Source organism: Collimonas fungivorans (assembly GCF_001584145.1).
Classification (GTDB): Bacteria; Pseudomonadota; Gammaproteobacteria; order Burkholderiales; family Burkholderiaceae_D; genus Collimonas; species Collimonas fungivorans.
The window spans coordinates 5,500,052-5,515,151 of the sequence record NZ_CP013232.1; the positions used below are offsets into that span (position 1 = coordinate 5,500,052).

The 15,100-nt window shown below is 61.1% G+C and carries 11 protein-coding genes; 3 read left to right on the top strand and 8 right to left on the bottom strand.

Annotation, left to right across the window (positions count from 1 at the left end):
- Window positions 1-568: 568 nt before the first annotated feature.
- Both hemE and CFter6_RS24255 read right to left on the bottom strand, forming a co-directional pair.
- Window positions 569-1,648, bottom strand: a complete 1,080-nt coding sequence (hemE, locus tag CFter6_RS24250) for a uroporphyrinogen decarboxylase (RefSeq protein WP_061542073.1) — start codon at window positions 1,646-1,648, stop codon at window positions 569-571.
- Between the two features lie 96 nt (window positions 1,649-1,744).
- On the bottom strand, window positions 1,745-2,659 hold the full coding sequence (locus tag CFter6_RS24255; RefSeq protein ID WP_061542074.1) for a LysR family transcriptional regulator: 915 nt from the start codon (window positions 2,657-2,659) through the stop codon (window positions 1,745-1,747).
- A gap of 154 nt (window positions 2,660-2,813) precedes the next feature.
- On the opposite strand from CFter6_RS24255, the gene speB reads away from it, so the two are divergent.
- Window positions 2,814-3,767, top strand: a complete 954-nt coding sequence (gene speB, locus CFter6_RS24260) for an agmatinase (protein ID WP_061542075.1) — start codon at window positions 2,814-2,816, stop codon at window positions 3,765-3,767.
- Between the two features lie 2 nt (window positions 3,768-3,769).
- On the opposite strand, the gene CFter6_RS24265 is transcribed toward speB, so the two are convergent.
- Window positions 3,770-5,356, bottom strand: coding sequence for a zinc-binding metallopeptidase family protein (locus tag CFter6_RS24265; protein ID WP_061542076.1), 1,587 nt, complete (start codon window positions 5,354-5,356; stop codon window positions 3,770-3,772).
- Between the two features lie 117 nt (window positions 5,357-5,473).
- Between CFter6_RS24265 and CFter6_RS24270 the strand changes: the two genes are divergently transcribed.
- The gene (locus tag CFter6_RS24270) at window positions 5,474-6,361 is read left to right on the top strand and encodes a LysR family transcriptional regulator (RefSeq protein ID WP_061542077.1); all 888 of its coding nucleotides are present in this window, start codon (window positions 5,474-5,476) and stop codon (window positions 6,359-6,361) included.
- Between the two features lie 49 nt (window positions 6,362-6,410).
- Here CFter6_RS24270 and CFter6_RS24275 read toward each other — a convergent pair whose 3' ends face one another.
- The gene (locus CFter6_RS24275; RefSeq protein WP_061542078.1) at window positions 6,411-7,265 is read right to left on the bottom strand and encodes a helix-turn-helix domain-containing protein; all 855 of its coding nucleotides are present in this window, start codon (window positions 7,263-7,265) and stop codon (window positions 6,411-6,413) included.
- 149 nt (window positions 7,266-7,414) lie between these two features.
- Between CFter6_RS24275 and CFter6_RS24280 the strand changes: the two genes are divergently transcribed.
- Window positions 7,415-8,371 carry a phytanoyl-CoA dioxygenase family protein gene (locus CFter6_RS24280; RefSeq protein WP_061542079.1) on the top strand — a complete coding sequence of 319 codons (957 nt, stop codon included), beginning with the start codon at window positions 7,415-7,417 and terminating at the stop codon, window positions 8,369-8,371.
- A gap of 9 nt (window positions 8,372-8,380) precedes the next feature.
- On the opposite strand, the gene CFter6_RS24285 is transcribed toward CFter6_RS24280, so the two are convergent.
- The 4 genes from CFter6_RS24285 to gabD form a co-directional block, all read right to left on the bottom strand.
- A complete protein-coding gene (locus CFter6_RS24285; RefSeq protein ID WP_061542560.1) occupies window positions 8,381-9,550 on the bottom strand; it encodes an MFS transporter in 1,170 nt (389 codons plus the stop codon).
- Between the two features lie 222 nt (window positions 9,551-9,772).
- Window positions 9,773-10,537 (bottom strand): OmpA family protein, encoded by a 765-nt coding sequence (locus tag CFter6_RS24290; RefSeq protein WP_061542080.1) that lies wholly within the window; start codon window positions 10,535-10,537, stop codon window positions 9,773-9,775.
- 241 nt (window positions 10,538-10,778) lie between these two features.
- The gene (locus tag CFter6_RS24295; RefSeq protein ID WP_082814972.1) at window positions 10,779-12,665 is read right to left on the bottom strand and encodes a S53 family peptidase; all 1,887 of its coding nucleotides are present in this window, start codon (window positions 12,663-12,665) and stop codon (window positions 10,779-10,781) included.
- A gap of 932 nt (window positions 12,666-13,597) precedes the next feature.
- A complete protein-coding gene (gene gabD, locus CFter6_RS24300) occupies window positions 13,598-15,052 on the bottom strand; it encodes an NADP-dependent succinate-semialdehyde dehydrogenase (RefSeq protein WP_061542081.1) in 1,455 nt (484 codons plus the stop codon).
- Between the last annotated feature and the right edge of the window lie 48 nt (window positions 15,053-15,100).

A 15,100-nucleotide genomic window follows, 5' to 3' on the forward strand; every position in this document is an offset into this window, starting at 1 on the left:
ATTCGCAATGCCCCAAAACAAAGCAGAAAAAGGTAACAACAAGGAAGCTTCAAGGTAACAATCAGGTCCACATTCAAATGCATGGCCGTGCACCACCATGTCACTTTTTTCAGCCGTTCCGTCAGTTTCGCACCGGAAAAATTAGCCCGATGTCAATTCATCGAAATCGAGGGTAAACCCTAATTTCTAAGATTCCACTTAATGTAAAACATGAGGAAATGCCCTAAGCATCGGTTTCATAAGCGCTTTTCAAATTATCCACAATGTCTGTGGATAACTTTGTGGACAACCTGCTCTTGACAGGCTGCAGCCTCATATTTGATGCGGGTTTCAATAAATTGCCTAAACTAAAAGCAGAAAATAAACCCTTTTAAATCAATCGCTTACAAAACAGACTCAAGCAGAAAATAAAAAATATAGATATAAATAATTTCCGTGGTGCAGCAGATTTATTTTGTGCATAACTAGCGCGTACCAATCTCCGGATTGCAGACGAATGTGTTATGCGTGACAGCGTGTAACAGCATCCATCAGCAAGTAGCAGCCACGGGTTCCTACCGGCAAGCTTCTATCCGCGCAATTTACGGCTGATTTCGTGCACCGCTTCAACCATGACGGCGACCGATTCCGGCGGCGTGAATTGCGAAATGCCGTGGCCCAGGTTGAATACGTGGCCGCTGCCGGCTTGCGGCGCGCCATAGGCGTTCAGCAGGCGCGCGACTTCGCTGCGGATCTGTTCCGGATTGGCAAACAGCACCGCCGGATCAAGATTGCCCTGCAAGGCGACACGCTGGCCGATGCGGGCCCGCGCCTCAGCCAGGTTGACGGTCCAGTCGAGGCCAACGGCATCGGCGCCGATGTCGGCAATCTGTTCCAGCCACAGGCCGCCGCCCTTGGTGAATACGATAGCCGGAATCGGCACCCCATCTTTTTCACGCTGCAGCTGGGACATCACCTGGCGCATGTAATCCAGCGAAAATTCCTGGTAGGCGCCGTCCGCCAATGCTCCGCCCCAGGAATCGAAAATCATCACGGCCTGGGCGCCGGCGTCGATCTGCGCATTCAGGTAAGCAGCCACCGCCGCCGCATTGGTGCTGAGCACGTGGTGCATCAGGTCCGGGCGGTTGTACAACATGGTCTTGACGGTATGGAACTCGCGCGAACCTTCGCCCTCGACCATGTAACAAGCCAGGGTCCACGGGCTGCCGGCGAAACCGATCAGCGGCACCCGGCCGTTGAGTTCGGTGCGGATCTGGGTGACCGCCTTGAAAACGTAATCGAGCTTGCCCAGGTCCGGGGTTTGCAGCGCCATCACGTCTTTTTCATCGCGCAGCGGATGCCGGAACTTGGGGCCTTCGCCGTCGGCGAAATACAGGCCCAGGCCCATCGCGTCCGGCACCGTGAGGATGTCGGAAAACAGGATCGCGGCGTCCAGCGGAAAACGCTCCAGCGGCTGCAGCGTGACTTCGGTAGCGTAATCGGGATTGGTCGCCAGCCCCATGAAGGAGCCGGCGCGGCTGCGGGTTTTACGGTACTCCGGCAGGTAGCGGCCGGCCTGGCGCATCAGCCACAGCGGCGTGTACTCGGTTGGCTGGCGCAGCAGCGCGCGCAGGAAGGTATCGTTCTTGAGCGGAGCGAATTGTGACATAAGAGGCAATCTGAATACGTGTAATAACGCCCCATTATCTCATTCAAACCGGCGGCCGCGACATCGGTTCCTTGTATGCCAGGTATATGGCCGCGATTACCCTGCCTCGCGGTGCTCCGCCACCAGGTCATCCAGAAACGCCTGCAGCACTTCGCCGCGGCTGGACTGGCGGCGCGCCACCATATGCAGGGTGACCTCGTAGGACAGCAGCGCCGGGTTGAGCGCCGCCAGCAATCCCTGCTGCACCAGAGGTGCGGCAAAGTGCTGCGGCAGGAAGCCGAGATGCTGCCCCGACAAAATCAGGACTGCGACCGCCTCCATGTTGTCGGCCAGCGCCGTCACCCGCGTCGGCGAAAATACGCCGCCCGGGCCATCGGCCTCCGGCAGCGGATAACTGCGCCAGACCCAGTCGTGCTGCGCCAATGCAGCTGTCGTCAGTTTTCCGGCCTGCCGGAACAATGGATGCGTGGCGGCGCAATAAGCCACCTGGTGTTCCGTGTACAGAGGCAGGTATTCCAGGTTCGGCAAACAGTGCCAGAAATAGCCGATGCCAAGGTCGAGGCGGCCGTTGATCACCTCTTCCTCCAGCTGGCCCGGCGCCAGCACCGCCAGCGACAGCGTCACCGCCTCGTCGCGCGCACGGAACCGGGCGATGGCCTGGCCCAGGCGCGCGTTGGCGCTCATGGCGGCATGGCCGATCAGGCCCAGGTGCAATTGTCCGGACAGCTTGCGGCCGATCTGCCGCGCGTCCAGGCAAAAATGGTCGATGTTTTCCAGCAGCTGGCGGCTGGATTGGGCAAATTGCTCGCCGCGCGGCGTCAGGCGAAATCCGGCGCGGCCCCGCTCGCACAGGCGAAAGCCAAGCCGCGTCTCCAGTGTCGCCAGCTGGGTGCTGATGGTGGACTGGCTGACGTTGAGCGCCGTTTGCGCAGCGGAAATGCCGCCAGCGTCCAGCACCGACAGGAATATACGGATCAGGCGCAGGTCAAGGTCTGATAACTGGTTGAGCATGCCAGGTCGGGAATTAGGGAATCAGGTCGATCATACATCTATCTGAATCAATGTAAATATTCGATTACACAGATTTTTACTAATGTTATTTACCGCTAGAGTAGCTGCTACTCATTAACTACCCCACCCCATTCATCCCTTCCCGGAGACGATCATGTCGGAAACCCCACTTTACCAACCGCTGGGCGGCAACGACATGCCGCGTTTCGGCGGCATCGCCACCATGATGCGTTTGCCGCATGTCGCCAGCAGCGCGGAACTGGACGCCTGTTTTGTCGGCGTACCGTTCGATCTCGGCACCTCGAACCGCTCCGGCACCCGTTTCGGCCCGCGCCAGATCCGTACCGAATCGGTGCTGCTGCGGCCTTACAACATGGCGACCCGTGCCGCGCCCTTCGATGCGCTGCGCATTGCCGACCTCGGCGATGTCGCCATCAATCCCTACAACCTGCTGGATTCGATCAAGCTGATCGAGACTGCCTACGACGGCATCGTCGCTTCCGGCTGCCGCCCGATTTCGCTGGGCGGCGACCATACCATCGCGCTGCCCATCCTGCGCGCGCTGCATCGCAAATACGGCAAGATCGGCCTGATCCATGTCGACGCCCATGCCGACGTCAACGACACCATGTTCGGCGAAAAGATCGCGCACGGCACGCCGTTCCGCCGCGCGGTGGAAGAAGGCTTGCTGGATTGCCAGCGCGTGGTGCAGATCGGCTTGCGCGGGACCGGTTATACCGCGGAAGATTTCGACTGGTGCCGCGACCAGGGTTTCAAGGTGGTGCAAGTAGAAGAGTGCTGGAACAAATCGCTGGCGCCGCTGATGGAAGAAGTGCGGGCGCGCCTGGCCGGCGGCCCGGTCTACCTGAGCTTCGACATCGACGGCATCGATCCGGCCTATGCGCCCGGCACCGGCACCCCGGAAATCGCCGGCCTGACCGTGCCGCAGGCGCTGGAAATCATCCGCGGCGCCTGGGGCCTGGACATCGTCGGCGCCGACCTGGTCGAAGTGTCGCCGCCTTACGACCCGGTCGGCACCACTGCCCTGCTGGGCGCCAACCTGGCGTATGAAATGCTGTGCGTGCTGCCGGGCGTGCCGCGCCGCTAGACTTATTCATCGTCGCGCCACGGGATGGTCCATTCCTCACCGCGCACCGTCGTGATGTATTCCGGCCAGCGGTACTGGTGCGGCACCTTGAAATCTTTCGGCAGCAGCGGCGCCTGCCAGTCGCTGCCGCCGATGCCGCCGCCGGTGCGTTGCCTGAATTCATCGCCGGCGGCCTGCAACAGCGCCGGCTCGGCAAACAGGTCGATCAAGGTGGCGGCGATGGTCTTGGCAGCGGACTGGATCATCGGATCGATGGTGGCCGGAATCCCGCCCAGCGCATTCGCCACCCAGTCCGGATATACAAAACCCCGCGGCGCGCTCAGCATCGGCCGCGCCACGTACAGGCGCACGGTCGGGCAATGCCAGGTGTAGTCGGTGTAATCGTCCGAGGTCAGGTATTTCTGCCAGGCCGGCATTTGCTTGCGCAGCTCGCGCTCGCAATCTTCCGGGTCGATCAGTTCCTCGGTGACCGCCAGGAACGGTTTTTCCATCGGCTCGTGGCCGAGATTGCGCTGGATTTCCTGGGCGATGCGGATCGCCTCCCCGTTCCATCTGGGCGGTCCGGCCAGCACCATGTTGTCGTAGGTGGCGCGCGCCATCACGTGATTCGGCAAACCGCCGCGCGATTTGCTGACCCAGGTTTTCTTCCACTCGCAAAACGTCGCCTTGGCCGCGGCTTCGGCATTGTTGTCCATCACCTGGCTGATGATCTCGGCCTGTTCGACGGAGTCGGTGCGCAGCATGAAATTGATCTGCGATACATGCGGCGTCAGGTTGTCGGCAGTGGCCTGGCCGGCGCACAGGATCGCTTCGTTGAAACTCCACAGGCCGGCGGCCGGCAGCATCGAGCGGCGCAAACTCTCATTGAGGTTATAGAACAGCACCAGCGCATCGCTGGCGCCGGGAGCGCGCGCGGCCAGGTGGTTTTGCGGGATCGGGCTGAACTTGTCGGCGGCGATCCAGTTTTCCGGCGCATCGCAGGTGAAAGTGTAGATGTAGTTGTAGCCGACGCCGCAATGGGCGTCCCAGACCGTGGTGTTGCACAGTGGCAGCATATAGGTCGGATGGAAACTCACCGCCGCGTCGAGCGTATCGTAATAGCCCTTGGCGGCGTGGATCGGTTTCGAGGCGCGCAGTTTTTCGGCCGGCTCGCCGAACACCTTGAGCGTGCCGCGGATGCCGAATTTCAGCATGGCGTTTTGCGCCGCCAGCGCGCCGCCGAGCGCGCTGATGCCCAGCGCCGAATGCGGATCGGTATGGCCTGGCGCATATTTGGACAAGCCGGCGCGCGGTTCTTTCCTGGTCGAGGCCGCCTGGCAGTTGCCGGGCACCGCATCGTATTCGGCATAAGTGGCGATGGTGGGGCCGTCGCCGTTCGTGAACGTGGCAACAAAAGCGGTCGGCATGCCGCCGCTGCCGGTTTCGACCTCGAACCCGTATTCGCGCAGTTTGGCGACATACCAGGCACAGGACTTGTATTCGCGGAAAGCCGGTTCGGCATAGTGCCAGATGGTCTGGTGCCAGTCGGACAGCTGGCGGGCGTGGTCGCCTACCCAATCCAGCGCACTTTGTTTTGCTTCGGTAGTCATGGTCGTCTCCGGGATAGTAGCTACGGTAGCTGCCGATGCATACTAATCACGATGCGCGCCATGCCATAATTAACGGTCATCTGTTTTGTCGATAACGCCCTGCTTCATGGCTGCTCTATGACCCTGGAAAACCTGCTGGTATTCGCCACCATCGCCGACTGCGGCAGCTTGTCGGCGGCGGCGCGCCGCCTGGGCAAGGCGCAATCGACGGTCAGCACCGCGCTGTCCAACCTGGAAGTGGACATGGGCACGCGCTTGTTCGAGCGCGACCTGCACCACCTGGCCCTGACCGCCGACGGCGCCGTGCTGCTGGGTTTTGCCCGCTCGACGCTGACCGCGGCCGGCAACCTGGAACGCAAGGCGCACAGCCTGAGCGCCGGCCACGGCCATCGCTTGCGGCTGGGCATCGACCAGGCCTTGCCGCTGGCCCGCAGCCATGCCTTGTGCGCCGAACTGGAGCGGCGCTTCCCGCAACTGCAGCTGGAACTGTTCCGCCCCACCAGTATCGACGCCACCGACCTGATGCGGCGCGGTCTGCTCGATATCGCGATTGCGGTCACGGTCGATCCCATGCCCAGCGACTTCAACGCCTGTTCGCTGGGCCAGCTGCAATTCGTGCCGGTCGCCGCCGCAGATCACGCATTGAGCCGCCTGCCGCTGGTGCATAACAGCGACCTGGCGCAGCACCGGCAATTGCTGGCGTCCAGCCGCGACGGCGGCGATGCTTCCATCTTCGGCCGCTACAGCGAAATCATGTGGCGCATCGAAAGCCCGGAATTGCTGCTGGATCTGCTCAGGCGCGGCATGGGCTGGGCTTTCCTGCCGCAGCATGCGATGCAGGAAAGCAGCCTGCGCGACGGCCTGAAAATCCTGGCCCATGAATACCAGGAACCGGCTTTCCTGAAAAGCGTCGACCTGATCTGGAGCAAACAGGAACAGCAGAGCGAGGCAGCGCGCTGGCTCAGCGGCGATCTCGGATGGGCTCGTTCCGTAGTGCCATCCTGATCAATTTAACTGATTGAAGTAAGTGCACGCACTCTGATACAGCTAGCTGCTACCTGTATCTCTGCTTGAATTCGCGTGGGCTGACGCCCTTGGCGGCACGGAACTGGCGGTTGAAATGGGCCAGGTTGCGGTAACCCGCTTCCTCGGCAATCACGCCTATCGCCTTGTCGGTCTGGATCAGTTGCTGGCAGGCGCTGCCGATGCGCAACTGGGCCAGGTAAGCGGTCACGGTCAACTGCGTGTGGCGCTTGAAAAAGCGATGGAAAGCCCCTACCGACAGCGCCGCGCGCTCGGCCAGCAGCTCGACCGGCAGCGCCGTCTGGAAATGCGCATGCATATAATCCAGCACCCGCCCCATGCGCTGGCGCTGGGTATCCACCGCAATCGAAGCGGAAGCCACCGAGGCCAGCGGCTGCGCTTGTTCATCTTGCGCCAGCAGCAACAGCAGCTCCAGCAATAGCGGCAGGCGCTGCGCCGGCCCCAGTTTCTCCATGCGCAGCATCAGCGGCCTGACGCGAGCCGCAGCCTCGGCCGAGAATTGCAATCCCCTGTCGGCTCGTTTGCCCAGTTGCAGCAGGCCGCCCAGTTCCGGCAAACTGGTTTGCAGCTGCACCAGCCAGTCGCGCGAAAACCAGGCCACTATCGCCAGCATCTGCTGCCCGGGCGCTATCCGTTCGCTGGCCGACCAGGTATGCGGCAAGTTCGGCCCCAGCAGTACCAGGTCGCCATCGGTGAAATCGGCCAGGTGGTCGCCCACATAGCGCTGGCCGCGTGCATTCAGGGTCAGGGTCAGCTCGAACTCCGGATGGTAATGCCAGAGAAACGGCAGCTCCGGCAATTGGCGCCACAGCAGCTGCCAGGAATGACCGGGAGACAGGGTGAGGTGCTCGTATTGCGGTCGCATTCTGACCTTCCGGTGGATGAGTACATCAGAATAGTATCAACAAGCGGCAGTTGCGGCGAAATCGGCCAGCGCCCGGCAGCAGAGAATCGAGCTGCAAGCAAACCAGGCCCAGCCGACAACCAGCCAACAACGCCAATCCGGAGACCTTCATGAACCAGCTTTACGCCGCCGCCAAACAAGCCCTCGGCAATCCATCCGTGCTATACCCCGTCCAGGAGCAGCTGCGCGACATACGCAAAACCCTGCCGCTGCGGGTATTGTCGGCCGCCGATTTCCAGCACTGGCAAACCTACGGCTACGTCATCGTCAGGCAGGCGGTCAGCGCCGAGCAGGTGCGGCGCACGGTCGACTTCCTGTGGGAATTCCAGGAGCTGGACCGCAATGCGCCGGAAACCTGGAACCGGGCCCAGCTGCGCGACCATGAAATGAAGGAGCTGAACGGTTCCGGCATGGTCGAGGCCTATCATCACCAGACCTTCTGGGACAACCGCCAGACGCCGCGCATCGTCGACGCCTTCGTCGACATCTGGGACCGCGAAGACCTGTGGGTAACCATAGACCGCGCCAACCTGAATACGCCGAATCAGGGCGCGCGGCGTTTCGGCGGTTTCATCCACTGGGACGCCGATACCTCGCTGGAACCGCTGCCGGTGAATGTGCAAGGCGTGCTGGCCTTATCGGACACGACACCGGAAGGCGGCGGTTTCCAATGTATTCCCGAACTGTTCGAACATTTTGCCGAGTGGCGCAAGAGCGCGCCCAAGGACCGCAACCCGTGGCGCCCGGATGTGGAATCTCTGCCGTGGCAAGTGCAGTTCGTGCCCATGCAGGCGGGCGACCTGCTGATTTTCAACAGCCTGCTGGCGCACGGCATCCGCCCCAACACCTCGGCCGACCAGGTACGGCTGGCGCAGTACATCGCATTCACGCCGGCGCGCGAAGATGAAGCGGAATTGCGGGATTGGCGCTTGACAAGCTGGGAGCAGCGGACGCCGCCGGAGAGTTACGCCTTTCCCGGCGATCCGCGTGAATGGGAAAAGACCCGCTATCCCTTGGCGCAGCTGAGCGAGCTGGGCGAAAAAATCCTGGGCAAGAAAGCCTGGTAAACCCGGCGCTTATTCGCTAGGGGTCAGCGCCAGGCTGTTGTTGCGTTCGATCGACGCCGACCACAAGGTCAGACCCAGCGCCGCCACCACTACCACCACGCCGACGTAAGGCAAGGTGGTGAGCTGGAAGCCGGCGCTGATCGCCATGCCGCCGAACCAGGCGCCGCTCGCATTGCCGAGGTTGAAAGCGCCCTGGTTCAGGGTCGAGGCCAGGTTAGGCGCAGCGCTGGCGCGTTCCACCACCAATACCTGCAGCGGCGGCACAATCGCAAACGCCAGCACGCCCCAGATGAAGATCGTGATCACGGCCGGCAACGGTGTACGCATGGTCAGGGTGAATACCGTCAGGACGATCGCCAGCGCCACCAGGAAACCGATCAACGACGGCATCAGACGCCAGTCGGCCAGCTTGCCGCCGAGCGCGCTGCCTACCGTCAGGCCGAGGCCGAACACCAGCAGCACCAGTGTCACGGCATGCGGCGTCAATCCGGTGACGTCTTCCAGGATCGGCGTGATGTAGGTGAATACCGAAAACAGGCTGGCCGAAGCCAGCGCGCTGATCGCCAGCACCATCAATACCTGCTTGTCCTTGAGCACGGCGAATTCCTGCAGCAGGCTGGTCTTTTGCATCTCGATTTTCTTCGGCAGCCAGAGCGCCAATGCAATCGCCGCCAGCACCCCGATCACGGTCACCGCCCAGAACGTCGAGCGCCAGCCTAGCTGCTGGCCAAGGGCGGTGCCGAATGGCACGCCCAGCACATTGGCCAGGGTCAGGCCGGCAAACATCAGGGCGATCGCTTGCGCGCGCCGGTTGGGCGCCACCAGCCCGGCCGCCACCACCGAGCCGATGCCGAAAAACGCGCCGTGGCAGAACGCCGTCACCACCCGCGCCAGCATCAGCACCGCATAATTCGGCGACAAGGCGCACAGCACATTGCCAATGATGAACAAGCCGATCAGGCTCAGCAGCGCCGCCCGGCGCGGCATGTTGGCGGTGGCGATGGCGACGATCGGCGCCCCTATCGTCACGCCCAGCGCATAACCGGTCACCAGCATGCCCGCCGCCGGGATGGTTACCCCCAGGTCGCGCGCGACGTCGGGCAGCAGGCCCATGATGACGAACTCCGTCGTACCGATGCCGAAAGCGGCAACAGCAAGGGCAAATAGGGGCAAAGACAGCATGATGATCGTCCGGAAATGGAACCGCCGAACAGCAGGAAAGCGCGGCGGTCTGAGGCGCGCACCGGGGCCATGGTGCGAAGCAACATTATATCAACGGCGGTTTGTTTGTGTTAGCGCTACCAGATTTCTGCGTTGAAATCTGGCAGCAAGAACGGAAAGTGTTGGATTTTTGCGATAAGAAGCAGCGCTGCAATCACCCTCCAACGGTCCGCCGGAGCCTTATGGCATCGCAAAAGTCGCAATCTCGACGCGGCGGTTAGGCAGCAGACAGCGGATCAGTTCCTCTTGCTGCAGGCCGTCGCGGCATTGCGTCACCGGATCCTGCGCGCCCAGGCCGACGGCTTTGACACGCGCGGCCGGAATGCCGTAGCTCACCAGCACATCCTTTACCGTATTGGCGCGCCGGATCGACAGGTTCAGGTTGTAGCTGTCGCTGCCGAGACGGTCGGTATAGCCGCGCACTTCCACCCGCGCATAGCGGCTGGCTGCCAGGCGCTTGGCAAGGGCAGCGAGCCGCGCCCGTCCTGCCGGCAGCATCTGGCCCAGGCTGGACTGGTCGAAGCGGAACAAGGCATCGGCCGAAATCCTTTCTATTTTTGGCCGCTGCTGCACCGGTGCTGGCGGTGGCGGAGGTGGCGGAGGCGCAACCACCGCTACCGGCTGCACTGCCACCCAGTAGCCCTTGACCCACCTCGGCTCGTCACGATGGCGGCGTTCCCAATAACCGCGCTGCCAGGCATAGCCGGAACGCGCTGGCGGCGGCACGGCTTCGTAGCGCGGCGGCGGTGCCTCGAAGCGCTGCCAGCCATCGCGCTCGACAGCGACTTGCGGTGCGTCGCGGCGCCAGCCTGGGTCGGCCTGGACTTGCAGCTGATAGGGAGCCGGCTGATATGGGGCCGGCTGCGCCAGCACGTTGCTGGCCGCGCCAAGAATGCCTGTGGCGGCAGCCGGCAGAAACAGGATTTTCCGGATATAAGTTTGCATAATGTTGTCCTCGTAATAAGCAGCAATTGGGTGCTAGCTATTAAACGGGCAACGGCCGCCGCCGGACATGCGAGCGATGTAATTTCAGTAACTGGATGTTATTTTTTTAATAATTTCTGGCATCGCATCGTGCAAACCCTGCTGCCAGGATTCCTTGTCCCACAAAAAAAATAATGCCGCATATGCGGCGACATATGAACGCGGCCCTGTTGCTCCCACAGGGCCGCGCCTGCGGTTTCCCTTATTTGGCCGGGAAAACCGTTGGGTTGGCTGCGATGTAGGCGTTCAGGTTGTCGACGTTCAAACTGCCGAAGCCTGTTGCCGCGCTCCATCCCGATGCAGCAGCTTTCATTCCTGGATAGGTCGTGCTCCAGCCGTTGTAGTTGACCGCATCGCCATCCACGGTTGCACTGGTCACAGGGAAGACCAGATTCGCATTCGAGGGAATGGCCGCATACAGCGCCGAGCTAGGGAAACCCAGGTTATTGCCATGCGCCGATTCCAGGCGCGACCAGAAGCCGGCGAACATCGGCGCCGCCATGCTGGTGCCGCCAACCACGCCGGCTGCGGTGCCGCCGTTGTTCGAAGCAGTGATGTAGATATAGGTGCCGCTGGCCGACGCCGCATCAAACACGATGTCAGGCAGGCCACGCGTAGTATGGCCAGTGCCGACAATGCTCGAAGTCTGCCAGCTTGGCGCGGTTTCATATTTGCTGAAGCCGCCGCCAGTGGACCAGATACGCACGGCGCTACCGTCGCCGGTCGAGGCGGTGCCTTCATTCCACACAGCCTGGCCGTTGTAGGCGCCGGCCGAAGTAGTGAACAGCGCCGTGCCGCCTACCGCAACCACATAAGGCGAACTGGCAGGCTCGCTGACGTCATAGGTTTTTTTCTTGGTGGTGGTGTTGGCCACGCCAGGATTGCCTTGGGAATCGGTATCGCAGTTGTAAGGACCGGCGTCGCCGGAGGCAACCGAGAAGGTGATCCCTTGCGCCACGCCTTGTTCAAACACGGCATCGTCGGCCGCTTGCGAACCGGATGACTTGGCCGAAGCTTCACATTCGCCCAGCGAGACGTTGACCACGCTGGCGACATTGGCAGTCACGGCAGCGTTATAGGCAGCAGTCAGCGGTGCATCTTCCATCGAGCTGGCAGTGTAGAAAATCAGTTGCTTGACGCCGCCCGCAGCGCCGTAGATCACCTGGCTGTCCAGCGCCCATTCGACTTCGCCGGATTCGTCAGAGCTTTCGGTACCGACATAGACCACGGTAGGCGTCAGTTTCGGCAGGCTCGGATTATTGCTGAGGAAGGTCTGGAAATCGTTCAGGGTATACGTCATGTTGCCTTCGGAGATCGTGCCGACCACCGCGTTGGAAGCGGCAGGCGTGGTGACGGCGTTATAGATCCCCGGATACTGCACCGGCGTATGCGATGTTTCCGTACCGGCGGCAGCTTGCACGATGCTCTTCTGCGCGCCATGCACGCCGCTGTGCGTGACATGGTGGATCGCTGCATTCTGCAGGCCCAGCACCGAGCCGACGATAGTCGCCAGTTCCGGTGGAACCTGGGCTGCCGCTTCGTTGGCGTACACATTGCGGCCTTCATGCGTAAAGCGTTTCAAGGAAGTGTTGAAGGCTTGCTTGATGGTGGCGGCGGTACCGTCGGCGCTCACCAGCAGGCGGTTCGAGCTGACGCTGATATTCCTGAAGCCGGCTTTGCTCAAGTGCGCGCTGACGGCATCCACTTGCGCTTGCGTCGGCGAATACTGCTCGGCGAACTGGGCCGGCGTCAGGAACTTGTGATACACCGCGCTGCCTGGCGTATAGAGTTCTTTGACGAAGTTGTCCAGCTGCGCCTTGTTGCGCAACTGCAGGCTGACGGTGACGCTCTTCTCTTCGCCCTGCGCCATGTCGGTAGCAACCTGGTCCGCGGTAACCGCAACGCCGGCGCTGTCATGAGTCTGAACCCGCGGCAGGAACGCCTCGGTCTTGGTCGATACCCAGGTTGAAGTATCGGTGGCCGCTTGCGCCGCCATGCCGATACACGCCAGGGAGAGTGCCAGAGCCAGTGCTGAGACGCGCGGGACTGCGGAGTCCCCTGCTTTTGCTGCTGATGCCTTCGATTTCATCTTCTTATTCCTCTTAAAGTAAGCAACATGGAAACAACGTGGAAACAGCTTGCAAAACAACTTGTGAAACGCTTGGGCGCACCTTGCCAGCCAGCGCGCAGCAATGCATCGCGCTGGAGCCTCCCTGCAACTCGCAACCATGGATCGGCACAAACGACAGACGTGCGAAACCATCGGCTTGTAAAAAGCAGCCTTGCTCAGTTATGCCTAGCGTCAGATGTGCGTCGTTTTTGCGACGCGGAGTTAACGAACTGCGAGTTCGTTACTGGGACGGCCGCTGCGTGATCATTGGCGATCGCGCAAGCTGTACCGGAATTCGGGAGAAGAGTGGGTGGAAAGAATCCAAAACATGTTCGGATTGCGACTGTAGAAACACTGTCAGTTCTAAAGACTTAACGCCGGTCATCGCTATTCCCTTTTAAGGACCATCGGTACGACAGCATTACGCTTGTGGAGTAAGTGTCGCTACAAAAATCTGTCTCTGCCACCTGTCTGTTGATGCACGTTACAGCCCCAGCATAAGTCTTAAATTTCCACGCTGCAATATTTACTTACCCGTTTTTACAATTTGTTTCATCTTAAAAAATATGGAAAATTCGGATCCTGTACAGGATACAAAAAGACATATTTAAATACAGGAATATACATGGGATGGTTGGCTGGAAAACCGCAAAAATACTGGCTCGCGGCAGTTTCCGGATTGCTGCATCATGGCGCATTTCCAAGTTGGGAAATACCATGCTGACTTGATGGTGCAGAACGACATTTACATCTTCCGATGTATCGGACACCTGGCATTCAAACTATATAAACGATTTATACGGACAGATTATTTTCGCCGGAAAGACGCTGCCTGAGCAGGCGCGCAATCGATCTGCGGCGACCACGCCGGAGCGTAATCGCCGTCGACTAATGCACACATTCAGTCCTTGTCAGATCCCGCCCATGCACAGATATTTGATCACCTGGTAATCCTCGATGCCGTACTTCGATCCCTCGCGCCCCAGGCCGGATTGCTTGACGCCTCCGAATGGTGCGACTTCATTGGAAATCAGGCCGGTGTTGATGCCGACCATGCCGCTTTCCAGGCCTTCGGCAATGCGCCAGATGCGGCCGATATCGCGTGAGTAGAAATAGCTGGCGAGGCCAAATTCGGTATCGTTGGCCAGCGCCAGCACTTCGTCGTCGGTCTTGAAGCGGAACAGGGGCGCCATCGGGCCGAAGGTTTCTTCGCGCGCCACCATCATGTCGGAGGTGACGTCGGCCAGCACGGTCGGCTCGAAGAAGCTCTGGCCGAGCGCATGGCGCTTGCCGCCGGCCAGGACGCGCGCGCCTTTCGATACCGCATCGGCGATATGCTGCTCGACCTTGGCGACTGCCTTCTGATCGATCAGCGGACCTTGCGTGACACCTTCCTGCTGGCCATCGCCGACCTTCAGCTTGGCTACCGCGGCCACCAGTTTTTCGGCGAAGGCATCGTAGATGCCGTCTTGCACATACAGGCGGTTGGCGCAGACGCAGGTCTGGCCGGCGTTGCGGTATTTGGAAGCCATGGCGCCTTCCACCGCTGCATCCAGGTCGGCGTCGTCGAACACGATGAACGGCGCGTTGCCGCCCAGTTCCAGCGACAGTTTCTTGATGGTGGCGGCGCACTGTTCCATCAGCAAACGGCCGACGCCGGTCGAGCCGGTAAACGTCAGCTTGCGCACCACGGGGTTGCTGGTCATTTCCGCGCCGATTTCACGCGCGGAGCCGGTCACCACGCTGAACACGCCGGCGGGAATGCCGGCGCGCTCGGCCAGCACCGCCAGCGCCAGCGCCGAGAACGGCGTCGATTCGGCCGGCTTGAGCACCATGGTGCAGCCAGCCGCCAGCGCCGGGCCGGCCTTGCGGGTGATCATCGCAGCCGGGAAATTCCACGGCGTGATCGCGGCGCAAACGCCGATCGGTTCTTTCACCACCACGATCCGCGAGCCCGGCGACGGCGAAGGAATGGTATCGCCGCCGGCGCGCTTGCCCTCTTCCCCAAACCATTCGATGAACGACGCGGCGTAGGCGATTTCTCCCTTGGCCTCGGCCAGCGGCTTGCCTTGTTCGACGGTCATGATCAGCGCCAGGTCGTCCAGGTTGGCCAGCATCAGGTCGTTCCATTTGCGCAGGACGATGCTGCGTTCCTTGGCGGTCTTGCGCCGCCACTGGCGCCAGGCTTCATCGGCGGCGGCGATCGCGCGTCTGGTTTCGGCGGCGCCCATCAGCGGCACGCTGCCTATGGTTTCGCCGGTAGCCGGATTGGTCACGGGATGGGTAGCGCCGCTGTCGGCGCTGCACCACTCGCCGTTGACATAGGCTTGCTGACGGAATAATGAAGGATCTTTTAATTGCATCATGGGGTGACTCCTATGAACATTGAAGACACGCATGCCAGGCTGCGATAT